The following is a 22,115-nucleotide window of genomic DNA, read 5'->3' on the forward strand; positions in this document are numbered from 1 at the left end:
CCTTCGACGCCCCCGACAGAAAGGCCAGCACCGTGGGACAGCCCACCCCTGCCCAGAGCCAGGACGACTGGTGGCGCTCCGCCGTCATCTACCAGGTCTACGTCCGCAGCTTCGCGGACGGCGACGGCGACGGCACCGGCGACCTCGCGGGCGTCCGCTCCCGACTGCCGTATCTCGCCGAACTCGGCGTGGACGCCCTGTGGTTCAACCCCTGGTACCTGTCACCGATGAAGGACGGCGGCTACGACGTCGCCGACTACCGCGCCATCGACCCGGCCTTCGGCTCGCTCGCCGAGGCGGAGAAACTCATCGCCGAGGCACGGGAGTTGGGCATCCGCACGATCGTCGACATCGTGCCGAACCACGTCTCCGACCAGCACCCGTGGTTCCGCGCCGCGCTCGCCGGCGGCCCCGAGCGCGAGCTGTTCCACTTCCGTCCGGGACGCGGAGAGCACGGTGAACTCCCGCCCAACGACTGGCCGTCGCAGTTCGCCGGCTCCACCGAACCCGTGTGGACCCGCCTCCCCGACGGCGACTGGTACCTCCACCTGTTCACCCCCGAACAGCCCGACCTCAACTGGGCCCATCCGGCGGTGCGTCAGGAGCACGAGGACATCCTGCGGTTCTGGTTCGAGCGCGGTGTCGAAGGGGTCCGCATCGACTCGGCGGCGCTGCTCGCCAAGGACCCCGACCTGCCCGACTTCGTCGAGGGCCGCGACCCCAACCCCTTCGTCGACCGCGACGAACTCCACGACATCTACCGCTCCTGGCGGGCCGTCGCCGACGAGTACGGCGCCGTCTTCGTCGGCGAGGTCTGGCTCCCCGACACCGAACGCTTCGCCCGCTACCTCCGCCCCGACGAACTGCACACCGCCTTCAACTTCGCCTTCCTGTCCTGCCCCTGGGACCCGGACCGACTGCGCGCCTCGATCGACGAGACCCTCGCCGAGCACGCCCCGATCGGCGCGCCCGCCACCTGGGTGCTGTGCAACCACGACGTGACCCGCACGGTCACCCGCTACGGCCGCGCCGACACCGGCTTCGACTTCGCCACCAAGGCCTTCGGCACCCCGACCGACCTCGCGCTGGGCACCCGGCGCGCACGGGCGGCCGCCCTGCTCTCGCTGGCCCTGCCCGGGGTGGTCTACCTCTACCAGGGGGAGGAGCTGGGACTGCCCGAGGTGGAGCTGCCCGTCGACCGCATACAGGATCCGATGTACTTCCGGTCCGGCGGCACCGACCCCGGCCGCGACGGCTGCCGGGTGCCGCTGCCCTGGACCGAGGGAGCACCGTACGCGGGCTTCGGTTCGCGCGGTGAGCCGTGGCTGCCGCAGCCGGTCGGCTGGACATCGTATGCGGTCGACCGTCAGCAGCGGACCGTCGACTCCATGCTCAACCTCTACCGCGAGGCGATCCGCCTCCGGCCGGTCTTCGGCGACGGCCCCCTCACCTGGCTGCCCGCCCCCGACGGCGTCCTCGCCTTCGCCCGCGCGGAGGGCGTGACCTGCGTGGTCAACCTCGCCGACACGCCCGCCGACCTCCCCGCCCACATCCACCTCCTGCTGACCAGCGGCCCCCTGGACGACCAGGGACGCCTGCCGCGGGACACGGCCGCCTGGCTGCGCACCGCATAGCCGCCGGCCCTCGGCCGTCACCCTGCATCCGCTATCCCCGCACCCCCACCTCGAAGGGATCAGCACATGCACAGCACCACCTTCAGATCTGTCAGGCGCCTGCCAATGATCGGTGCGGCCGTCGCGCTCGCCGCCGGTACGCTCGTCGCCCTGACCCCCGCCGCCGCCCACGCCGCCTCGGGCGCCAGCCTCCCCTTCACGTCCGTCGAGGCCGAGTCGGCCACCACCACCGGCACCAAGATCGGCCCCGACTACACCCAGGGGACCCTCGCCTCCGAGGCCTCCGGACGGCAGGCCGTACGGCTCGGCTCCGGGCAACGCGTCGAGTTCACCGTGCCGCGCGCGGCCAACGCCGTGAACGTGTCGTACAACGTCCCGGACGGCCAGAGCGGCAGTCTCGACGTGTACGTCAACGGCGTCAAGATCAGCAAGACGCTCGCCGTGACGTCCAAGTACGCATACGTCGACACGAGTTGGATCGCGGGCGCGAAGACGCACCACTTCTTCGACAACTCCCGGCTCCTGCTCGGCCGGAACGTGCAGCAGGGCGACAAGGTCGCGTTCGTGTCGACCGGCACCCAAGTCACCGTCGACGTGGCCGACTTCGAGCAGGTCGCCGGAGCCGCCGCGCAGCCCGCCAGTTCGGTGTCCGTGGTCTCCAAGGGCGCCGACCCCAGCGGCGCGGGCGACTCCACCCAGGCCTTCCGGGACGCCGTCTCCGCCGCCCAAGGGGGAGTGGTGTGGATCCCGCCGGGCGACTACCGGCTCACCTCCTCTCTGAGCGGTGTGCAGAACGTGACGCTCCAGGGCGCCGGCCAGTGGTACTCGGTCGTGCACACCTCGCGCTTCATCGACCAGTCCAGCTCCTCCGGCGGCGTCCACATCAAGGACTTCGCCGTCATCGGCGAGGTCACCGAACGCGTCGACTCCAACCCCGACAACTTCGTCAACGGGTCGCTGGGACCGGGCAGTTCGGTCTCCGGGATGTGGATCCAGCACCTCAAGGTCGGCCTCTGGCTGACGGGCAACAACGACAACCTCGTCGTCGAGAACAACCGCATCCTCGACACCACCGCCGACGGCCTCAACCTCAACGGCAGCGCCCACGGCGTGATCGTCCGCAACAACTTCCTCCGCAACCAGGGCGACGACTCCCTCGCCATGTGGTCGCTCAACTCCCCGGACACCAACAGCAGTTTCGAGAACAACACCATCTCGCAGCCGAACCTCGCCAACGGCATCGCGATCTACGGCGGCACCAACATCGCGGTCAGGAACAACCTGGTCTCCGACACCAACGCCCTCGGCAGCGGCATCGCGATCTCCAACCAGAAGTTCCTCGACCCCTTCTCCCCGCTCGCCGGGACCATCACGGTCGACGGCAACACCCTCGTCCGCACCGGCGCGATCAACCCCAACTGGGGCCATCCCATGGGCGCGTTGCGCGTCGACTCCTACGACAGCGCCGTCAACGCGACCGTCAACATCACCAACACGACCATCACCAACAGCCCTTACAGCGCCTTCGAGTTCGTGTCCGGTGGCGGGCACGGCTACTCGACCGGGAACGTCACCGTGAGCGGGGCGACCGTGCAGAACACCGGCACGGTCGTCGTCCAGGCGGAGGCACAGGGCGCGGCCAGGTTCAGCAACGTGCAGGCCACCGGCGTCGGCGCGGCCGGCGTCTACAACTGCCCCTACCCGTCCGGCTCCGGGGTCTTCACCGTCACCGACGGCGGCGGCAACTCCGGGTGGAGCAGCACCTGGTCGGACTGCTCGACCTGGCCGCAGCCCGGCCAGGGCAATCCGCCCCCGGACCAGAACACCAACCTCGCCAAGGGCCGCCCGGCCACGGCGACCGGTTCGCAGGACGTCTACACGCCGGGCAAGGCGGTCGACGGCGACGCGAACTCCTACTGGGAGTCCGCCAACAACGCTTTCCCGCAGGCCTGGACGGTCGACCTCGGCTCCAACCAGGCAGTACGCAGGCTGGTGTTGAAGCGGCCGCCGTCCTCCGCGTGGGGTGCCCGCACGCAGACGCTGTCCGTGCTGGGCAGCACAGACGGCTCCACCTACTCGACCGTCGTCGGCTCCACCGGCCACCGCTTCGACCCGGCGACCGGAAACACGGTCACCGTGGCCCTGCCGAGCAACACGAACCTGCGCTACCTGCGGCTCGACGTCACCGCCAACACCGGCTGGCCCGCAGCACAGTTGAGCGAAGTGGAGGCGTATCTCACTTCGTGAGCCGGTCCTGGACCGGGAGTGTCCCGCGCTTCGCCGCCTGGATCTGCTCGTAGACGTGGGTCCGCAGTTCGGCGAAGCGCGGAGCGACCCGGGTGTGCAACTGATCGCGTTCCACGGGCAGATCGACCTTCAGCTGCTCCTGCACGACGGTCGGCGACGCGGACAGCACGACCACACGCTCACCCAAGTACACGGCCTCGTCGATGTCGTGGGTCACGAAGAGGATCGTGATCCCGCGCTCCCGCCACAACCCGCGTACCAGGTCCTCCAGATCGGCCCGGGTCTGCGCGTCGACCGCCGCGAACGGCTCGTCCATCAAGAGGACTTCGGGCTCGTACGCCAGCGCACGCGCGATCGCGACCCGCTGCTGCATCCCGCCGGACAACTGCCACGGATACGCCCCCGCGGCCTCCGTCAGCCCCACCGACTCCAGCGCGTCCGCGACCAGCTCACGCCGTCGGGCCTTCGACAAGTTCTTCTGCTTCAGAGGGAGTTCGACGTTCTCGCCGACCCGCATCCAGGGGAAGAGGCTGCGCCCGTACTCCTGGAACACGAACGCCATCCCGGGCGGCGGACCGCTCACCTTCCGTCCGCCCAGGAGGACTTCGCCCGCGGTCGGGGTGAGCAGTCCGCCCATGCACTTCAGCAGGGTCGTCTTGCCGCAGCCCGACGGGCCGACGAGACAGACGAGTTCGCCGGCGTCGACGGTGAAGGTGAGGTCCCGCACCGCCTCCACCCGTCGGCCGGAACCCTCGTAGACCTTGTGCAGGCCGGATACGTCGAGTTGCGCGTGCATGGACCGCCCTTTCACGATGTTCACGGGGACCGGCGGGAGGCCGCGCGCAGCCCGTGGTACCAGCCGAGCACCCGCCGCTCGACCACCTGGAAGACGACGGAGAGCAGGAACCCCAGGATCCCGAGGACGAGGATGCCCGTCCACATGTCCGGGATGGCGAAGCTGCGTTGGAACTGGACGATGGTGAAGCCCAGCCCGTCGGTGGCCGCGAACATCTCGCTGATGACCATGAGGATGATCCCGATGGACAGCGCCTGGCGCAGCCCCGCGAAGATCTGCGGGCTCGCCGAGCGCAGCACCAGCGTGCGCAGCCGGGCGACGCCCGTGACGCCGTAGGAGAGGGCTGTTTCCTTCATGACCGGGTCGACCGCGCGGACGCCCTCGACGGTGTTGAGGAGGACGGGCCAGACGCAGCCGCTCGCGATGACCACGATCTTCATCGTGTCGCCGATGCCCGCGAACAGCATGATGACCGGGACCAGCACCGGTGGCGGTACGGCCCGCAGGAACTCCAGGACCGGTTCGCACACCGCGCGCACCCGCCGGTACGAGCCGATGACCGTGCCGAGCGCGACACCGACGACGGCCGCCGTGGCGTAACCGGCCGCGAGGCGCAGGACGCTGGGCAGGACGTCCGTCTTGAGGCGGTCGCCGGTCCACACGTCGGGGAAGGTCTTCAGGATCGTGCGCAGCGGCGGCCAGTACACGTTGGTGCTGCCGTCCGACGCCAGCCACCACAGGGCGATCAGTACGGCCGGCAGCGCGACCGCGAACAGCAGCCGGAGCAGCATCCGCCTCACACCGCCACCTCCCCGCGCACCGACTGGTGCCAGGCCAGCGCCCGCCGCTCCACGGTACGCGCGCCGACGTTGATGAGCAGCCCCAGCAGACCGGTCACCACGATCAGCGCGTACATCTCCGGCACGGCCTGCGAGGTCTGGGCGACCGCGATGGTCGCGCCCAACCCCGGGGCCCCGATGACCAGTTCGGCGGTGATGGTGAGGATCAGCGCGACGGCAGCCGCCAGCCGTACGCCCGTCATGACGTACGGCAGCGCGCTCGGCCACAGCACGTGCCGGACCCGGGCCCAGGTGCCGAGACCGTACGACCGTGCCGTCTCCTCGGCGACCGGGTCGACGTCCTGGACGCCGTAGAGGACCTGGATCAGGATCTGCCAGAAGGAGGCGTAGACGACGAGCAATAGCACTGAGCGGAGTTCGGTGCCGTACAACAGCACAGCGAGGGGGATGAGGGCGACCGAGGGGATCGGGCGCAGGAACTCGATCGTCGACGCGGTCGCCTCGCGGAGGTACGGGACGACGGAGAGCAGGACGCCCGCGACGATCCCCGCGCCGACGGCGATCGCCAGGCCCAGGGCCCAGCCGGTGAGGGTGTCGCCGAGCGCCGACCAGAACGCGCCGTCCTTGAGTTCGTCCACGAACGCGGAGGCGATCCTGCTGGTCGGCGGGAAGTAGGCCTCCTTGACGATGCCCACGCGCGGCACGACCTCGCCGAGGGCGAGGAAGGCCGCGAGCCCGGCCGCACCGAGTGCGGTGTTCAGTCCCTTCACGGAAGCAGCTTGTCCAGGTCGGGGGCCGTCTTGAAGAGACCGTCCGTCACGCTCAGCTTCTCCAGCGCCTCGATCGACGAACGGTTGGGATCGGCGGGCCACTTGGGCAGGATCACCTTGGCCAGCACACTGGCGGGGACCTTGGTGTAGGTGGCGACGATCTGGCGGACCTCGTCCGGGTGGGCGTCGGCGTAGGCCAGCGACTCGGCGGTGGCCTCCTGGAACTTCTTGACCACGTCCGGGTTCTTGGTCGCGTACGCCGTCGAGGTGAAGTACATGGCGACGGTGAGGTTCGGCGCGACGTCGACCAGCGGCCAGGCGATCTGCTGGGCGCCCTGGTTCAGCATGGTGGTGAGCGCGGGTTCGACGGCCATCGCTGCGTCGATCTGGCCCTTGTCGAGCGCGGCCGGCATCTGGTCGAAGGCCAGCTCCACGAACTTGACCTTGTCCGGGTCGCCGCCGGCCTTGCGGACGGATTCGCGTACGGCTGTCTCGTTGATGTTCTTCAGCGTGTTGACCGCGACCTTCTTGCCCTCCAGCTCCTTCGCCGACTTGAGGGTGCTGCCCTTCTTGACGACGAGGGCGCCGAAGTCCTTGCCGGACACGCCCGTTGAGGCGACGCCGTTGGCGATGGCCTTCACGGGAACGTTGTTGGACTCGGCGAGCATCAGGGAGGTCATGTTGGAGAAGCCGAACTGGAACTGGCCGCTGACCACACCCGGCACGATGGCCGCGCCGCCCTGCGCGAGCGTCATTGACAGTTTCAGGCCGAGCTTGCTGAAGAAGCCCTCCTTCTGGCCGAGGTAGAGCGGGGCGACATCGACGATGGGGATGACGCCCACCTTGACCGTGGTGGTGCCGGTGGACGAACTCGTGTTGTCCGACGCTCCGTTGCCGGACGAACCGCAGGCCGACGCGGCGACCAGCATGGATCCGGCCGCGAGGCCGACGAGCAGACGACGCATGGCAACTCCTGTGCAGACGACGGTGTTCCGACAGGCTGTGCGCACACCGCACAGTGGTGCTCAATTGGTGTTGAGCGGGAACGTAAGGCTCCGTCGCGGCCAGGTCAATGCCTAGTGCTCACAATATTGTTGACAGTTACCGAAGTGCGCTCCTGCTCTGCCGTGAAGTGCGATCCTGCCGTGTCGTCCGGCGTCATCACGGACCCAGCCCGCGCCGTCACAGATCCAGTACGAGCCGCTTTCCCAGGCAGCGCGAGACGCAGATGAGCATCGTGTCGCCGGCCGCCCGTTCCTCCTCGCTCAGCATCGAGTCCCGGTGGTCCGGGGTGCCTTCGAGGACATCGGTCTCGCAGGTCCCGCAGGTGCCCTCGGTGCAGGAGAACAGCACCTCGACACCGGCGGCGCGCACGGTGTCGAGCACGGACACGCCCACCGGGACGGTGACCGTCTTCCCGCTCTGCTCCAGCACGACCTCGAACTCGCTGTCGGCGACCGCGACTTGGGCCTTCGGCTGGAACCGCTCGACGCGCAGGATACCGCCGGGGCACCGCGCCTCGACCGCGTCGAGCAGCGGCCCCGGACCGCAGCAGTAGACGAGGGTGCCGTCCGGGACGTCGTCCAGGACCGACGGCAGGTCGAGCAGCCCGGCCTCGTCCTGCGGAGCGACGGTGACGCGGTCGCCGTAGCGGCTCAACTCCTCCGTGAACGCCATGGAGTTGCGGGTGCGTCCGCCGTAGAGCAGGCTCCACTCCGCGCCCGTCGCCTCGGCCGCGGCCAGCATCGGGAGGATGGGTGTGATGCCGATGCCGCCCGCGACGAAGTGGTAGCGGGGGGCGGGCTCAAGCCGGAAGTGGTTGCGCGGGCCGCGTACCCGCACCTTGCCGCCCTGCTCCAACTGCCCGTGCACGTACGCCGATCCGCCCCGCCCGTCCGGCTCCCGCAGCACGGCGATCCGCCATGCCGTACGGTCCGCCGGGTCGCCGCACAGTGAGTACTGGCGCTCCAGGCCGGGGCCGAGGACGACGTCGATGTGGGCGCCCGGTTCCCAGCCGGGGAGTTGCTCGCCGAGCGGGTGGCGCAGGGTGAGGGCGAGGACGCCGTCGGCCGCGAACTCCCTTTCTTCTACGACGAGTTCGACCTCGTACGTGGTCATGCGTCGGCTCCCTGCGCATCGTCGACGGCGTGGCCGCGGGGGTGGGCGAGCATCCACTCCCACATCTCGATCGGGTCCTGGGACGTGTGCTCGCGGCCGCAGTGGCAGGTGCCGTGCAGGATGTCCGTCCCCGGCAGCCAGTCGATGCGGTAGACCTCGCCGGTCGGAGCGGTCACTGGACCTTCTCCACGGGCTTGGCGCCCTCCTCGACCAGCCGGGCGAGGATACGGCGGGCCGCGAGACCGCCGGTGTCGATGTTGATGCTCAGCTCCTGGTAGCCGCCGCGCTCCGAACCCAGCGTCTTCTGAAGGAGGTTGAGCGCGTCCACGTCCTGCATGACGACGGTGTGGTTGTTGCCGCGCAGGAACTCGGTGACCTCGGCGTCGCCGGTGGCCCAGTCGCGCGAGACCGCCCAGAAGTCGTACACCTTGCCGTCCGACGAGGGCGTGATGGCGTAGGTGATCTCGGTGTGGAAGCCGTTCGGGTCGCTGCCGTCCTCCTCGGGGAGGACACCGACCGGGGCGATCCGGCTGTGCAGGAGATAGAGGCACGGCGCGTGGTACTCGATGTCCTGCCAGCGAGTGATCCGCCCTTGTATCCCGGTGGACTTGGCGTAGAACGGCGGGCACTCCGCGTCGCCCATGTGCCGGCTCACCCGTACGACGCCGGCGCCCTCGTCGACCTCGGTGGTGATGGGCGTCTCGGCGACCTCGGGGGAGCCGATGTAACCGCCGTGCAGATACGTCTCGTGGGAGAGGTCGAGGAGGTTGTCGACGAGGAGCCCGTAGTCGGCGTCGATCGGTTCCATGCCGCTGACGGTGACCCAGTCGGGGGAGGCGAGGTGCGGGGCGCGGGGGATGACCTGCGGGTCCGCGAGCGCCGGGTCGCCGATCCACACCCAGATCAGCGCGTCCTGCTCGACCACCGGGTACGAGGCGACGCGGGCGGTGCGGGGGACGCGTTTCTGCCCCGGCACGTACACGCAGGTGCCAGTCGTGTCGTAGGTGAAGCCGTGGTAGCCGCACACGATCCGGTCCCCGTCGAGGCGGCTCTCGGAGAGCGGGAACCGCCGGTGCACACACCGGTCGTGCAGCGCTACGGCGGTGCCGTCGTCCTCGGTGCGGTAGAAGACGAGGGGTTCGCCGAGGATCGTCCGGCCGAGCAGGTCGCGGCCGACCTCGTGGCTGTAGGCGGCGACGTACCACTGGTTCCTGGCGAAGGCGGTGGTGTGCGGCATTGGCGGTCCCGTCCCTGTCGGCGGGGCTTCGTCGCCCCGCGAGCCGTGGTTGGACCCAGCGTCCTGACGTGGACAGTGGGTCGGCAAGGCGGCTTCTGCCAGGCGGAAGGGTTTCCGTGAAGGGGCTGGCCGGAGCATTGCTCTGCCTGCCGGTGGCCATCGGCGCAGACGTCGTGACCGTGTCCCTGGCCACCGCAGGCTCCGGTATGAGCAGTCGGCTTCCCGTGCCTCGCTCTGTCGGAGTGACGGCACAGTTTGGCACCATCTGATCATCTTGGTGATCATTCAGGGCATTGTGATCGGTTGAACTGCCTTGTACCCCAGGGGAGTTCTAAGCTGATGCCGCCATGGAAGCCGTAAGTGTTGGGGCCCGTCTCGCGTCGAGCGTCGTCGGCCCGTTGGTGAAGAAGCTGTTTCGCGCGGACGGGCCCGGGGCGGGGTTGGTCGACAAGCCTGTCCGCATCTCCAGCCTGGTGTCGTTCCGTGGGGAGAAGCGGACTCTCACAGATGTCGAACTCCGCAAGATCGCGGAAGAGTTGGTCGAGCGCGCGGCGCTGTCGACCGGTGTCTCGGAACGACTTCCCCGCTTCGAGCAACGTGCCGTGGTGAACGCCGTCACCCACTCGCTGTGTTTTCTGGAGCACATCGACATGGACGACGTCCAAGCCGTTCAGCTCGGCCATCTGGAACTGTCACGGAGCCTCCGGTCGAGCAACCAGGCCGCCACGATCGGACTTTCGAGTGATGCGGTGCTGCTGCATGCGCAGGTGGTGGACACCGCCTGCCTGCACATCCTCCATTTCTTCACCACGAGATCGACCTTCGTGCCCCGCACCCTCGTCGAGCAGAGTCGCCGGATCGAGGAATTGTCGTCGAAGATCGACACGTTGATCATGCGAACCCCTTCGCCGGCGGATGGTGGTTTCGAGGCTCGCTATGCGAGCCATATCTCGGCGAAGCATGGCAAGCTGACCATCTTCGGCCTCGATCTGGCCACGCCATCGGCGGCGTGGCCGCTGGATGCCGCCTATCTGAGCCTGGAGGCCACGGGGGCCGCGGCCGGGAAGATGCCGTTGACGATGCCGGCGGAACACGTCCTGGCCGGGCGTGCCCGGGTCCTTCTGCGGGGGGTCGCGGGGTCGGGGAAGACCACTCTTGTGCAGTGGCTGGCGGTGAGTGCAGCCCGTAGCGACGTCGACGAGCATCTCCTGTACCTGCACGGACTGGTGCCGTTCGTGCTGCCCATGCGTTCCCTGACTCGCGCCGGAGCGCGATTGCCGGCCCCGGACGAGTTTCTCTCGGCGGTAGGGTGCCCGATCGCGCACGCCCAGCCCACGGGTTGGTACGACCGGGTGCTGACCGCCGGGCGCGGCCTCATGCTCATCGACGGAATCGATGAGATGCCCGAGGGTGAACGCGAGGAAGCCCGCAACTGGCTGCGGGATCTTGTGGGTTCGTACCCGAGGAACCACTGGCTTGTCACGTCGCGTCCCTCGGCGGTGCAGGAGAACTGGCTGGCGAGCGAGAAGTTCACGGAACTGGACCTGGCTCCCATGAGCCGTGACGACGTCGCCGCGTTCATCAAGCGCTGGCACAAGGCGGCGGGCAGTGCCGATGCGTACGGAAAGGAACTCCTTTACGCGGTCAGGGCCAAGCAGGAACTCGACCGGCTGGCGACGAACCCGCTGATGTGCGCACTCATTTGCGCGCTCCACCGCGACCGCAGGGGTTATCTGCCCGATGGACGCAAGGAACTCTACGACGCGGCCCTGTCGATGCTGCTGTCACGGAGAGACCGTGAGCGCGGTATCTACAGCCCGGCACCGCCCCCGAGGTGACCCATGCCTTCGACGCCGCCGCAGGACCGGTCCAACCCACCTCGGAGAGCCGCCCTTCCTGAGCGAAGACCGGAAGGTGGGTGCCGGAAACCCAGGAGAGGCGTGGCCTGGTTTACCCGTGTGCGGGAACGCGACCGTGGAGCCATGAACACGAACGCAGCACCGCACCCCTTCGTCGGCATGCGGGTCACCGCCGACGGGCGCATCCGGCAGGAACTCGCCCGTACGGCAGCCGACTTGGGCATCGGTGTGAGCGTCGACGCGATCTTCGGTGCCTCCGGTTCGGCTGCCGCGCTGTCCTGCGCGAAGCACGGCATCCTCGGCCCCGACGTCACCCTGATCCACTCCACGGAGCTGACCGTCGAGGCATGGAAGGCGATGGGGGAGTCCGGTACGAGCGCCCACCTCGGACGCGCAGATCGTTCTGGAGACGGCGATCCCCGCGGTGGACGAGGCCCTTGCTGTCGGCATCCGACCCGGTTTGAGCATCGACGTCGAAGTCGCCCTCGCCAGCGACCTGTTCACCCAGATGCGGGCCCTGCTCGCCATCCAGCGGATGCGCGCGGTCAACGCGGCCTACGGCACCGGGGGCGAGCCCTCTCGCATCACCGCGCACGACGTCCTCGACTTCGTCACGCTCCAGGGCGCCCGGTCCAACGGCCTCGGCGAGATCACCGGTTCCCTCACCGTCGGCAGAAGGCGGACCTGTTGGTCACATACAGGCCGAGGACCTCAACAACATGCCGCTCAACGACCCGATCGGGACACTGGTGTTGGGCTCGGACGCCCGCAACATCACCGCTGTGTTCATGAACGGGCAGCCCCGTACGTGGGACGGTGAGGTGCTCGACGTGAATCTTTCCGCACTCCGGGCCGAGGTCAGCGCCTCCCGCGACCACGTGCTCAACACACCCGCGAAGTAAGGGGAGTTGAGTAGCCGGAGGAGTTGATGCGGCGGGCACCCGAATCCGAGGGTGCCCGCCGCATCAGTGCAGTAGGCGGACCGGATGGGTCAGTTGGAGAACCAGGGGTTTCCGCCGCCCAGCGACCACACCGAGACCTTGGTGACGCCGAGGCCCTTGAGGACGGCCAGCTTGCGGTCCATGGCGACGCTGTCGACGTAGTCGTAGAGGACGCCGCCGGAGACCCAGCGGATCTCGCCGGAGGAGGCGTCGCGACGGCTCTCTGTTGTCGCCGGGTTGCTGGAGAAGCCGGGACTCTTCTTCATGTCGCTGAACTGGATGTTGCCCGTCACGGAGTTGAGGTCGCACGGGTCGGGCGCGCTGTAGCCGTAGGACGGCACGCCGATGATCAGGCGGTTGGGGTCGGGGATCTTGCTCTGCGCGTACTGGGTGACCTTCTTCAGCCAGTCGTAGGGGCTGATGGGCAGGCAGCGGGCGCCGGACGCGGTGTCGAACTCCTCGTCGTACGCCATGATCACCACGTCGTCGGCGCCGGTGGCGGCCACGGCCGCGTAGTCGTAGAACGAGGCGTCCTCGGTCATCGCGGGTGCGTCGACCTGGAGGCGCTTGCCCTTGGCGTGCAGGGCGGTGGCCAACTGCTTCAGGAACGTCTTGTAGTTGGTGAAGTCGGCGGTGCTCCAGGACCAGTAGTCCTCCAGGTCGACGTCGACGCCGCTGAGCCCGGCGTCGCTGACGAGGGAGGTGACCTTGGTGACGGCCGCCGTACGGGCGCTGTTGGTGCTGACCAGGGCGTGGACGTCGGCGGTGGTCATGCCGGAGAGCGTCGGGTACTGGTACGCCGAGTGTGCCTTGAGGTCGGCGACGTTGGCCGCGCTGTAGGTGTTGCAGCTGCCGTCGGCGGTGGTCTCCAGTTTCACCGAGCCGTTGCTCTGGACCGACCAGTACTCGGGGTTGAGGGCGCCGTTCTTCACCCTGTTGTCGGCGTACTCGCTCTTGGCGGTGCAGGTGGAGTCGCCGGTCGACCCGGGGTAGAGCCAGGTCTGGAGCTGGACGCCCGAGGTGGCGGAGGAGGCGGCGCCGGCCGGGACCGAGGCCGTACAGGCGAGCAGCGTGGTGACCGTGGAGGCCACGACTCCGGTCACGGTGAGTGCGTGACGGAACATGAGCGGTCCTTTCTGGTGGGGAGGAGCGTCTCTTTCGGGTGGGGAGGGCGTGCGGGATCGCCGCGTCGGCCGGTGGGCCGGCGCGGTGAACTGGTGGGTGAGGGTGGCTAGTTGGTCCAGTAGGGGTCGAAGACCAGGGTGTCGGCGCCGGGGACGGTGGTGGCCGCCGACCAGGAGCCGTCGACGACGCGTCCGCCGTCGGGCCGGGCAGCCAAGGACAGCCTGGTGAAGATGCGGTAGCGGTCGCCGCGGTAGACGGAGCGGGTGAACTCGACGACCCGGCCCTCCGCGTCCCGCGCCGCTCGTTCGAAGAGCAGGGCGGGCGTGTGCACGGAGACGCCGAGGAGTTCGGCCTCCCACTCGTCGACCACGGTCGGCTCGATGCTCTGCGCGGCGTCGGTCAGCAGGATCTCGTAGCGCCGGCCGAGCATGCGGTAGAAGGAGTCGGTCTCCAGGTCACGGGCGGTCAGTCCGGGGACCAGCGCGTGCGGCACGTGCAGGGTCTCCACGCACATCGGGTCGCCGTCGACCGTCCGCAGCCGGGTGATCCGCAGAATCTGCTCGCTGGGCGCGATGCCCAGCCGGCGGCCGATCCGGGGTCCCGCGGCGACGGTCTTGAAGTCCAGGGTGCGGCTGACCCACGTGCCGTCCACGCCGCCGACGCCCAGGCCCGGTGCCTGCCCGGGGGCGCTGCCGCTGAGGTGCTGGGCCACCTTGGCGCGGGCCACGAAGACACCGCGTCCGTGCTCCCGCACCAGCAGGCCGTCACGGACGAAGTCGTCGACCACCGCGCGAAGGGTGGGGCGGGAGACCCCGAGCTCCTCGCACAACTGCCGCTCGCCCGGGAGGGGACGTCCGGGCCCGGTCTCCTCGACCAGGTCGAGGAGGTGGGTGCGGATGCGTTCCCGCTTCTCCCAACGGCTCTCACCGCTGACCATTCCTACCAACTTTCCATACCAGTGGTCATTTTTCTTCGGGAAAGCTTGCTTGACAGTGCCCAAATGGTGCCCCAACATGTGCCCACTGGTCAATAAGTGGTAAGCAAATTTGCCGGAGGTTCCATGTCCGAGTCCCGTACCGCCCGCCGTACCGTCGCCGCGTCGCTGCTCGCGGTAACGGCGCTGCTGGCCGCAGCATGCACCACCGGCGGCACCACGTCGAAGGCGGACACCGGCGCCGACGACACCACCCCGGTCACCATCACCTTCTGGCACGGTCTCAGCTCCCCGCACGAGATCGCCTCGGTCGACGCGGTGCTGGCCAAGTTCCACAAGAAATACCCGTACATCACCGTCAAGGCCGTCGCCGCCCAGACCGACGACAAGGTCAACCAGGCCATCCGCGGCGGCACCGCGCCCGACGTGGCCTCCTCGTTCAACGCCGCGAACGTCGGCGGCTGGTGTTCCAGCGGGGCCTTCCAGGACCTCACCCCGGACATCAAGGCCGACCACGTGGACCTGAACCAGATCCCGAAGGCCGTCCAGTCGTACACCGCCTTCGACGGCAAGCGCTGCACGATGCCGTGGCTCGCCGACACCTTCGGCCTGTACTACAACAAGAAGCTGTTCGCGAAGGCCGGGATAACGTCCCCGCCCAGGACGATGTCCGAACTGACGGCGGACGCCAAGAAGTTGACCACCTTCAACGCGGACGGCTCGATCAAGACCGCCGGGTTCATGCCCTACCTCGGCGCCTACGAGATGCTCACCGAGCACCTCGTCCCCAGCTGGGGCGGTAAGTGGCTCACCGCCGACGGCCAGTCCAACGTTGGCGCCGACCCCGCCTTCGCCCAGGCACTGACCTGGCAGAAGGGTCTCGTCGACTGGTTCGGCGCGAAGAAACTCGTCACCTTCAAGGCGGGCATGGGCGACGAGTTCTCCGCCCAGAACGCCTTCGAGACGGGCAAGTTGGCCATGATGGTCGACGGCGAGTGGCGCAACGCCTTCATCAAGAACGACAAGGCCGACATCGACTACGGCACCGCCGCGGTGCCCGCCGCCGACGGCAAGTCCGAGCTGTACGGCGCCGGTTACGTCGGCGGCAACGTGATCGGCATGCCGCGCGGCGCCAAACACCCGGGCGCGGCCTGGAAGTTGATCAAATTCCTCACCACCGACACCGACACGCTCACCTCGCTGGCCGACGCGATCGGCAACGTCCCCACCACCACGGCCGCACTGGACTCGCCCTCGCTCGGCCTCTCCAAGGACCCCAACTTCGCGCCGTTCCTTGAGGTCTACAAGAACCCGCTCACCACCACGACTCCGGCGAGCGGCGACGGCGGCGCCTACCTCACCAACTTCGGTCACTTCGTGGAGAAGTGGCAGAGCGGCGGCGTACCCGACCTGAAGGCCGGCCTGACCGCCGTCGACAAGCAGAACAACGCCGCGCTCAAGCTGGGGCAGTGACCGTCATGGCCACCACCCACCAGACCACTCAACTCCCGCTCGTCGCGGCCCCGTTGAAAGCACGGATGCGCCGCAACCGGGTGCGCGTCCTGCTCTTCCTGGCCCCCGGCCTGGTCGGCTTCGCGGTCTTCCTGATCTACCCCCTGGTGATGACGGTCTGGCTGTCCTTCACCAACTCGAACATGATCTCCCAGGCCCAGTTCGTGGGGCTGCGCAACTACCGCTACCTCCTTGACGGCGACCCGCTGATCTGGCACGCCGTCCGCAACACCGCCTGGCTGGTGGTGATCATGGTCCCGGCGCAGGTTCTCTTCGCCCTCGGCGTGGCCATGGTCACCGCCCGGCTCAAGGCCGGGGCGAGCCTGTTCCGCACCCTGTTCTATCTGCCCGCGCTGGCACCGCCGGTCGCCGCGACCGTCGCCTTCGTCTGCATGTTCAACCCCAACTCCGGCCCGGTGAACCGGATCCTGGGCCTGCTCGGCATCCACGGCCCGCTCTGGTTCAACTCGCCGGACTGGTCCAAACCGGCCCTGACCCTGCTCGCCCTGTGGGGCAGCGGCACGATGATGGTCATCTTCCTGGCGGCCCTGCTGGAAGTCCCCGCCGAACTCTACGAAGCCGCCGAACTGGACGGCGCCGGCCCCTGGCACCGCTTCCGCTACGTCACCCTGCCGACGATCTCCCCGGTCGTGCTGTTCGCGACCGTCACCGGGGTCATCGCCGGACTCCAGTACTTCACCCAGGCGATGGTGGCCTCCCAGGTCGCCAACGGCAACATCCAGGCCGCGCCCGGCTATCCGGACGGCTCCACCCTCACCTTCCCCCAGCAGCTCTACATCGCCGGCTTCAACCAGTTCCACGCGGGCTACGCCTGCGCGCTGGCCGTGGTGCTCTTCGTGGTGGCGATGGCCTTCACCGTCGTCCTGCTCCGCCGCGCCTCCGGCTTCGACATAGAGGAGTCCCCGCGATGACGTACGACGCCGAGATCCTCCGCACCGAGGAGTCCCCGCGATGACGTACCGCTTCGCCCATCGGCAAGTCGCCACGGCCGCGCGGGACTTGGCCACCGAGGAGTCACCACGATGACGACGACCTACGCCCCGGCACCCGCCCGGCAGACCCGCGCCGCCTCACCCCACCGCGCCGCGCGCGGTCGGGCCGGCCGCCGCAGGACCCTGATCTGGATCGCCGAACACGCCATCGCCGTCGGCCTGGCCTGCGCCTTCATCGGCCCGATCGTGTTCATCTTCCTGACCTCGGTCATGACCGACGGCCAGTCCCTCACCACCAGCCTCTGGCCCCACCACTGGCAGTGGTCCAACTATCGCACGGTCTTCAGCACCGCGCCGATCGGCACCTGGCTCACCAACACGGTGATCTACGCCGTCGCCGCCACCGCGACCACCCTGCTCTCCAGCGTCCCCATCGCGTACGCGCTGGCCCGATTCCGCTTCAAGGGCCGCAACACGGCGTTCCTGTGCGTCATCACCATGATGATGCTGCCGCCCCAAGTCCTCGTCATCCCCATGTACTTGATGTGGGCCCGGCTCCATCTCACCGGCACCATCTGGCCGTTGGTGCTCCCGTCCCTCTTCGGGGACGCCTTCTCGGTGTTCCTGCTGCGCCAGTTCCTGCTCACCGTCCCCGAGGACTACCTCAACGCGGCCCGCATCGACGGCTGCGGCGAACTGCGCGTCCTCACCCGGGTGGTGCTGCCGATGATGCGCCCCGCGCTCGTCGCGGTCGGCCTCTTCTCCTTCTTCAACGCCTGGAACGACTACTACGGCCCGCTCATCTACACCGGCGAGACGCCCGCCCACTGGACGTTGGCTCTGGGCCTGGCGACGTTCAAGACCTCCCACGCGGTGCAGTGGAACCTGACCATGGCGGCGACGCTCATCGCGATGGCGCCGGTGATCATCGTCTTCTTCTTCGCGCAAAAGGCCTTCATCGAGGGCGTCACACTGACAGGAGTCAAAGGTTGAAGATCACCGTTGTCGGTGGCGGATCCACGTACACCCCCGAACTCATCGACGGATTCGCCCGGTTGGGACTTCCCGTCACCGAGATCGCCCTGGTCGACCCCGACCCGGACCGGCTCGACGTCATCGCCCCCTTCGCGCGCCGCATCCTGGCCCGCCAGGGCAGCTCCGCCAAAATCACCACCACCGCCGACCCGGACGCGGGCATCGACGGCACCGACGCCGTCCTCTTCCAGCTCCGCATCGGCGGCCAGGCCGCCCGGCACGTCGACGAGACCTTCCCGCACGAGTGCGGCTGCATCGGCCAAGAGACCACCGGCGCGGGCGGGTTGGCCAAGGCGCTGCGCACCGTCCCCGTCGTCCTCGACCTCGCCGAACGGGTCGCCAAGCGCGCCCCGAACGCCTGGATCGTCGACTTCACCAACCCGGTCGGCATCGTCACCCGCGCCCTACTGGACGCCGGACACAAGGCAGTTGGGCTCTGCAACGTCGCCATCGGCTTCCAGCGCACCTTCGCCGACTGGCTCGGCGTCGACCACGAACGCGTCACCCTGGACCACGTCGGCCTCAACCACCTCACCTGGGAACGGGCGGTGCGGCTCGACGGCGTCGACGTCCTCCCGCGCATCTTCGACGAACACGGCCAGGCCCTCGCGGACCGGCTGCGCATGCCGCTGGACGTGGTCCGCAGGCTGGGCGTCGTTCCCTCCTACTACCTGCGCTACTACTACGCCCACGACGAGGTCCTCCGCGAGCAGCTGAGCGAACCCTCCCGCGCCCAGCAAGTGGCCGAGATGGAGGGCGACTTGCTCAAGATGTACGCCGACCCGGCCCTGACGGAGAAGCCCGCCCTGCTGGACAGGCGCGGCGGCGCCTACTACTCCGAGGCCGCCGTGCAGCTGGTGCACGCCCTCACCGCCGACACCGGTGAGGTCCGCGTCGCCAACGTCCGCAACAACGGCACCCTGCCCTTCCTCCCCGACGACGCCGTCATCGAGGTCCCGTCGCGCATCGACGCGCACGGCGCAACTCCCTTGCCCGTTACGGCCGTAGAGCCGCTGTTCGCCGGACTGATCGCCCACGTGACGGCGTACGAGGAACTGGCCCTGGAAGCAGCCCTGCACGGCGGGGTCGACCGGGTCGCGACGGCGTTGCTGGCTCATCCCCTCGTCGGACAGGTCAAGATGGCCGAGGAGTTGGCGGCGAAGCTCGTCGCCGCCAACCGCGAACACCTGTGGTGGGCCTGATGAAGACAGGCCTGTTGCTCGCCGTCGACGGCGGCAACTCGAAGACGGACGTCGCCGTGTTGAGGACGGACGGCACGATCCTGGGCCGCGCGAGGGGCGGCGGATTCCGGCCGCAGGCGGTGGGCGTGGACGCGGCGATGGACGTACTCGTGGGCCTGCGCGCCGAGGCGATGGCGTCGGCGGGCGTGGCGGCCGACGTCGAGGTGGACGGCATCACGGCCTTCCTCGCCGGGGCCGATCTGCCGTACGAGATCAAGGCGTTGCGCGAGGCCGTCGGCGCCCGCCGCTGGGCGGTCACCCAGCGCGTCGACAACGACTCCTACGCCGTCCTGCGCGCCGGCGCCAGCCACCCCTGGGGCGTCGGCGTGGTCTGCGGGACGGGCATCAACTGCGTCGGCGTGGCCCCCGACGGCCGCACCACCGGCTTCGCCGCGCTGGGGAGGATCTCGGGGGACTGGGGTGGCGGCATCGACGTAGGGACGTCGGCGCTGTGGCACGCGGCGCGGGCGGAGGACGGACGCGGTCCGCGAACTGCCCTCCTCGCGGCGGTGATTGACCACTTCGGCCTGGCGACGGTCGCCGACGTCACGGCCGCCCTGCACAAGGGCGACCTCCCCGCCCTCCGCCTCAGCGAACTCTGCCCGGCGGTGTTCGCGGCCCGCGACGAGGGCGACGAGATCGCGACCGAGCTGGTCGAACGCCTCGCGGCGGAGATCGCGAGGATGGCGGTCACGGTCCTGTGCCGCCTCCAACTCGCCGTCTCCCCGGACCCCGAAGTCGTCCTGGGCGGAAGCGTGTTGGCCGCCGGCCACAAGGCGCTCCTGGACGACGTCGAACGCAGGCTCACGGAGGCGGTGCCGGGGGTCCGGCCGGTGGTGTGTACGGAACCGCCGTTGCTCGGCGCCGCCTTGGCCGCGCTGGACCTGCATCCGCGAGCGGATCCTGGGGCGGAGGCGCGGCTGCGCGGGGGGTTCAGGGGGTGCGGCGGTCCGTGATCCGGTACGACCGCCCGCACTCTCAGGCCCGCAGATAGGTGAGGACGGCCAGGACCCTGCGGTGGGTGCCGGCCGTCGGGGGCAGGTCCAGCTTGGTGAGGATGTTGCCGATGTGCTTGCCGATCGCGGCCTCGGAGACCACCAGTTCGGCGGCGATCGCGCCGTTGGACCTGCCCTCGGCGATCAGTGCCAGCACCTCGCGCTCGCGCGGGGTGAGTTGCTCCAGCGGATCGCGGCGGCGGCGCAGCAACTGGCGTACCACCTCGGGGTCGACCACCGTGCCGCCGTCCGCCACCTGGTGCAGCGCCTCCATGAACTCCTCGACCTGGCCGACCCGGTCCTTGAGCAGATAGCCGACGCCCGATCCGTCGCCGGAGTCCAACAGCTCGGCGGCGTACGTCCGTTGCACGTACTGACTGAGGACCAGGACCGGGAGCGCGGGGCGCTTCTCCCGCAGCCGCACCGCCGCGTGCAGGCCCTCGTCCTGGAAACCGGGCGGCATACGGACGTCTGTCACCACGATGTCGGGGGCGTGCTCCTCGACCGCGGCGATCAGTGTCCGCGCGTCCCCGACGGCCGACACCACCTCGTGGCCGTAGCGGCCGAGCAGGCCGACGATTCCTTCCCGCAGCAGCACGCTGTCCTCGGCCAGCACTACGCGGAGCGGTCGGCCTGCTCGGTCAACTCGCAAGGGAACTCCACGTGCAGCAGTGTCGGTCCACCCGGCGGACTGGTCAGGGCAAGTCTGCCATCCAGGACCGACACCCGGTCCGCGAGACCGGTGAGGCCGCTGCCCGCCGTGGCGTCGGCGCCCCCGCGGCCGTCGTCGCGCACGTCGAGGAACAGCCGTCCGTCGCGATGACCGCCGCTCACCCGCGCACGGGTGGCTCCGCTGTGTTTCGCGACGTTGGCCAGCGCCTCGCAGACCACGAAGTACGCGGCGGACTCGACCGCCCGGGTCGGCCGGCCCGGCAGTTCGAGGTCGACGTCGACGGGGACCGCGCACCGGTCGGCGGCGTCGCCGACCGCGGCTTGAAGGCCGTAGTCCGTGAGGATCCTGGGGTGGATGCCGTGGATGAGTTCGCGCAGTTCCGCGAGCGCCTTGCCCGCCTCCTCGTGGGCCGTGGTGAGCCGGTCGGCGAGCGGGCCGGGCGGGGTGTCGAGACGGGCCAGCCCGAGGGCCATCGTCAGGGCCACCAGGCGCTGTTGGGCGCCGTCGTGCAGATCGCGCTCGATACGGCGTCGCTCCGCCTCGAAGGCATCGACCAACCGGACGCGGGAGCGGGCCAGTTCGACCACTTTGGCGCCCATCTCGCCCTCCGGGGAGGCGATCAGCAGCCGGGTCAGCGCGGCGCGGGCGCCCGCCGTGACGCCGAGCACATAGGCGCACAGGCACAGCAGGAGCAGGCCCAGTACGGCGACGCCGAAAGCGGTCGGCCAGGTGGTGACCGTCCACTGCTTGAGCACCTTCACCTCGTGGCCGTCGCCGACCGTCGCCAGCAGCAACGGGGTGGCGACCATGGACAGCGGGACGAGCAGGGCGACCGTGACCGCCAACGCGTCGACCGGCCACAGCAGCCCCGCGAACAGCAGCGCGTACCCGAGCTCCCGCCAAGTCGCCTGTTCGCGCAGTCGAGTGGACAGCCACGCCCACAGCCCCGGCGCGGTCGGCACCCGGTGTCGCCCGGACACCGGGGAGCGGTCGATCAGGCGCAGCCTGGACCGTTCCACCACGGCCACCGGGATCCCGCCGAGGGCGACCAGCGCGAGCAGGGGCAGCCCCACGAGGACGACGGCGAGCGCACCGCCCACCGCGGCCGCCGTCACGATCCCCGCCAGGGCGGCGGCGCCCGTGATCGCGCCGGTGAGGAGATACGCGGCGGACCGCCAGGGCCAGGCCGACAGCAGGAAACCCGGCCGGGACATGGCCTGCCACACATTCCGAGGGTGCATGGGC

At 69.3% G+C, this 22,115-nt stretch carries 19 protein-coding genes and 1 pseudogene; 9 read left to right on the plus strand and 11 right to left on the minus strand.

Features of this window, described 5'->3' with window-relative positions; all coding sequences use genetic code 11:
• Positions 1 to 32: 32 nt before the first annotated feature.
• Together AC31A1_RS05725 and AC31A1_RS05730 are read left to right on the plus strand one after the other, a co-directional pair.
• A complete protein-coding gene (locus tag AC31A1_RS05725; protein WP_489652152.1) occupies positions 33 to 1,634 on the plus strand; it encodes a glycoside hydrolase family 13 protein in 1,602 nt (533 codons plus the stop codon).
• Positions 1,635 to 1,700: 66 nt separating this feature from the next.
• Complete coding sequence (locus AC31A1_RS05730; RefSeq protein WP_489652153.1) at positions 1,701 to 3,881, plus strand: discoidin domain-containing protein; 2,181 nt, start codon at positions 1,701 to 1,703, stop codon at positions 3,879 to 3,881.
• Here AC31A1_RS05730 and AC31A1_RS05735 read toward each other — a convergent pair.
• The 7 genes from AC31A1_RS05735 to AC31A1_RS05765 form a co-directional block, all read right to left on the minus strand.
• Positions 3,871 to 4,677, minus strand: a complete 807-nt coding sequence (locus AC31A1_RS05735; RefSeq protein ID WP_366493485.1) for an ABC transporter ATP-binding protein — start codon at positions 4,675 to 4,677, stop codon at positions 3,871 to 3,873. The genes AC31A1_RS05730 and AC31A1_RS05735 overlap by 11 nt on opposite strands.
• Positions 4,678 to 4,697: 20 nt before the next feature.
• On the minus strand, positions 4,698 to 5,477 hold the full coding sequence (locus AC31A1_RS05740; protein WP_489652154.1) for an ABC transporter permease: 780 nt from the start codon (positions 5,475 to 5,477) through the stop codon (positions 4,698 to 4,700).
• Entirely contained in the window at positions 5,474 to 6,247 is a 774-nt protein-coding gene (locus tag AC31A1_RS05745) for an ABC transporter permease (RefSeq protein WP_489652155.1), read from the minus strand. Before AC31A1_RS05745 ends, AC31A1_RS05740 begins: the two co-directional genes overlap by 4 nt.
• The gene (locus AC31A1_RS05750; RefSeq protein ID WP_489652156.1) at positions 6,244 to 7,212 is read right to left on the minus strand and encodes an ABC transporter substrate-binding protein; all 969 of its coding nucleotides are present in this window, start codon (positions 7,210 to 7,212) and stop codon (positions 6,244 to 6,246) included. Before AC31A1_RS05750 ends, AC31A1_RS05745 begins: the two co-directional genes overlap by 4 nt.
• A 217-nt stretch (positions 7,213 to 7,429) precedes the next feature.
• Entirely contained in the window at positions 7,430 to 8,365 is a 936-nt protein-coding gene (locus AC31A1_RS05755; RefSeq protein WP_489652157.1) for a PDR/VanB family oxidoreductase, read from the minus strand.
• Positions 8,362 to 8,541 carry a hypothetical protein gene (locus tag AC31A1_RS05760; RefSeq protein WP_327399957.1) on the minus strand — a complete coding sequence of 60 codons (180 nt, stop codon included), beginning with the start codon at positions 8,539 to 8,541 and terminating at the stop codon, positions 8,362 to 8,364. The genes AC31A1_RS05755 and AC31A1_RS05760 overlap by 4 nt, the downstream gene beginning before the upstream one ends.
• On the minus strand, positions 8,538 to 9,602 hold the full coding sequence (locus AC31A1_RS05765; protein ID WP_489652158.1) for an aromatic ring-hydroxylating dioxygenase subunit alpha: 1,065 nt from the start codon (positions 9,600 to 9,602) through the stop codon (positions 8,538 to 8,540). Before AC31A1_RS05765 ends, AC31A1_RS05760 begins: the two co-directional genes overlap by 4 nt.
• 347 nt (positions 9,603 to 9,949) lie before the next feature.
• Between AC31A1_RS05765 and AC31A1_RS05770 the strand changes: the two genes are divergently transcribed.
• Positions 9,950 to 11,440 carry an NACHT domain-containing protein gene (locus AC31A1_RS05770; protein ID WP_489652159.1) on the plus strand — a complete coding sequence of 497 codons (1,491 nt, stop codon included), beginning with the start codon at positions 9,950 to 9,952 and terminating at the stop codon, positions 11,438 to 11,440.
• Positions 11,441 to 11,653: 213 nt separating this feature from the next.
• Positions 11,654 to 12,363, plus strand: a pseudogene (locus AC31A1_RS05775) (amidohydrolase family protein); the annotation flags it as partial.
• An 89-nt stretch (positions 12,364 to 12,452) separates the two neighbouring features.
• Here AC31A1_RS05775 and AC31A1_RS05780 read toward each other — a convergent pair.
• Together AC31A1_RS05780 and AC31A1_RS05785 are read right to left on the minus strand one after the other, a co-directional pair.
• A complete protein-coding gene (locus tag AC31A1_RS05780) occupies positions 12,453 to 13,526 on the minus strand; it encodes a glycosyl hydrolase family 18 protein (RefSeq protein WP_489652160.1) in 1,074 nt (357 codons plus the stop codon).
• Between the two features lie 107 nt (positions 13,527 to 13,633).
• Entirely contained in the window at positions 13,634 to 14,464 is an 831-nt protein-coding gene (locus tag AC31A1_RS05785; RefSeq protein WP_489652161.1) for a GntR family transcriptional regulator, read from the minus strand.
• A 123-nt stretch (positions 14,465 to 14,587) separates the two neighbouring features.
• On the opposite strand from AC31A1_RS05785, the gene AC31A1_RS05790 reads away from it, so the two are divergent.
• The 5 genes from AC31A1_RS05790 to AC31A1_RS05810 all read left to right on the plus strand — a co-directional run bounded on the left by AC31A1_RS05790 (position 14,588) and on the right by AC31A1_RS05810 (position 20,158).
• Positions 14,588 to 15,934, plus strand: coding sequence for an ABC transporter substrate-binding protein (locus tag AC31A1_RS05790; protein ID WP_489652162.1), 1,347 nt, complete (start codon positions 14,588 to 14,590; stop codon positions 15,932 to 15,934).
• A 5-nt stretch (positions 15,935 to 15,939) separates the two neighbouring features.
• Positions 15,940 to 16,905 (plus strand): carbohydrate ABC transporter permease, encoded by a 966-nt coding sequence (locus AC31A1_RS05795; protein WP_489652163.1) that lies wholly within the window; start codon positions 15,940 to 15,942, stop codon positions 16,903 to 16,905.
• Between the two features lie 111 nt (positions 16,906 to 17,016).
• Positions 17,017 to 17,919: a carbohydrate ABC transporter permease gene (locus AC31A1_RS05800; RefSeq protein WP_393757841.1), complete on the plus strand. Its 903-nt coding sequence runs from the start codon at positions 17,017 to 17,019 to the stop codon at positions 17,917 to 17,919.
• Positions 17,916 to 19,163, plus strand: a complete 1,248-nt coding sequence (locus tag AC31A1_RS05805; protein ID WP_489652164.1) for a 6-phospho-beta-glucosidase — start codon at positions 17,916 to 17,918, stop codon at positions 19,161 to 19,163. The genes AC31A1_RS05800 and AC31A1_RS05805 overlap by 4 nt, the downstream gene beginning before the upstream one ends.
• Positions 19,163 to 20,158, plus strand: coding sequence for an N-acetylglucosamine kinase (locus AC31A1_RS05810; protein WP_489652165.1), 996 nt, complete (start codon positions 19,163 to 19,165; stop codon positions 20,156 to 20,158). The genes AC31A1_RS05805 and AC31A1_RS05810 overlap by 1 nt, the downstream gene beginning before the upstream one ends.
• Positions 20,159 to 20,180: 22 nt before the next feature.
• Here the strand turns inward: AC31A1_RS05810 and AC31A1_RS05815 are convergent, their stop codons facing one another.
• Both AC31A1_RS05815 and AC31A1_RS05820 read right to left on the minus strand, forming a co-directional pair.
• Positions 20,181 to 20,813 carry a response regulator gene (locus AC31A1_RS05815; protein ID WP_489652166.1) on the minus strand — a complete coding sequence of 211 codons (633 nt, stop codon included), beginning with the start codon at positions 20,811 to 20,813 and terminating at the stop codon, positions 20,181 to 20,183.
• Entirely contained in the window at positions 20,813 to 22,084 is a 1,272-nt protein-coding gene (locus AC31A1_RS05820; protein WP_489652179.1) for a sensor histidine kinase, read from the minus strand. The genes AC31A1_RS05815 and AC31A1_RS05820 overlap by 1 nt, the downstream gene beginning before the upstream one ends.
• Between the last annotated feature and the right edge of the window lie 31 nt (positions 22,085 to 22,115).

It is taken from the genome of Streptomyces sp. P5F9, from assembly GCF_057961495.1.

What these genes read in the sequence shown, in the direction of transcription:
- AC31A1_RS05730 (WP_489652153.1), top strand. Translation starts at nt 1,701, where the DNA reads ATGCACAGCACCACCTTCAGATCTGTCAGGCGCCTGCCAATGATCGGT.
- AC31A1_RS05735 (WP_366493485.1), bottom strand. Translation starts at nt 4,677, where the DNA reads ATGCACGCGCAACTCGACGTATCCGGCCTGCACAAGGTCTACGAGGGT.
- AC31A1_RS05750 (WP_489652156.1), bottom strand. Translation starts at nt 7,212, where the DNA reads ATGCGTCGTCTGCTCGTCGGCCTCGCGGCCGGATCCATGCTGGTCGCC.
- AC31A1_RS05755 (WP_489652157.1), bottom strand. Translation starts at nt 8,365, where the DNA reads ATGACCACGTACGAGGTCGAACTCGTCGTAGAAGAAAGGGAGTTCGCG.
- AC31A1_RS05765 (WP_489652158.1), bottom strand. Translation starts at nt 9,602, where the DNA reads ATGCCGCACACCACCGCCTTCGCCAGGAACCAGTGGTACGTCGCCGCC.
- AC31A1_RS05770 (WP_489652159.1), top strand. Translation starts at nt 9,950, where the DNA reads ATGGAAGCCGTAAGTGTTGGGGCCCGTCTCGCGTCGAGCGTCGTCGGC.
- AC31A1_RS05780 (WP_489652160.1), bottom strand. Translation starts at nt 13,526, where the DNA reads ATGTTCCGTCACGCACTCACCGTGACCGGAGTCGTGGCCTCCACGGTC.
- AC31A1_RS05785 (WP_489652161.1), bottom strand. Translation starts at nt 14,464, where the DNA reads ATGGTCAGCGGTGAGAGCCGTTGGGAGAAGCGGGAACGCATCCGCACC.
- AC31A1_RS05790 (WP_489652162.1), top strand. Translation starts at nt 14,588, where the DNA reads ATGTCCGAGTCCCGTACCGCCCGCCGTACCGTCGCCGCGTCGCTGCTC.
- AC31A1_RS05795 (WP_489652163.1), top strand. Translation starts at nt 15,940, where the DNA reads ATGGCCACCACCCACCAGACCACTCAACTCCCGCTCGTCGCGGCCCCG.
- AC31A1_RS05800 (WP_393757841.1), top strand. Translation starts at nt 17,017, where the DNA reads ATGACGACGACCTACGCCCCGGCACCCGCCCGGCAGACCCGCGCCGCC.
- AC31A1_RS05810 (WP_489652165.1), top strand. Translation starts at nt 19,163, where the DNA reads ATGAAGACAGGCCTGTTGCTCGCCGTCGACGGCGGCAACTCGAAGACG.
- AC31A1_RS05820 (WP_489652179.1), bottom strand. Translation starts at nt 22,084, where the DNA reads ATGTCCCGGCCGGGTTTCCTGCTGTCGGCCTGGCCCTGGCGGTCCGCC.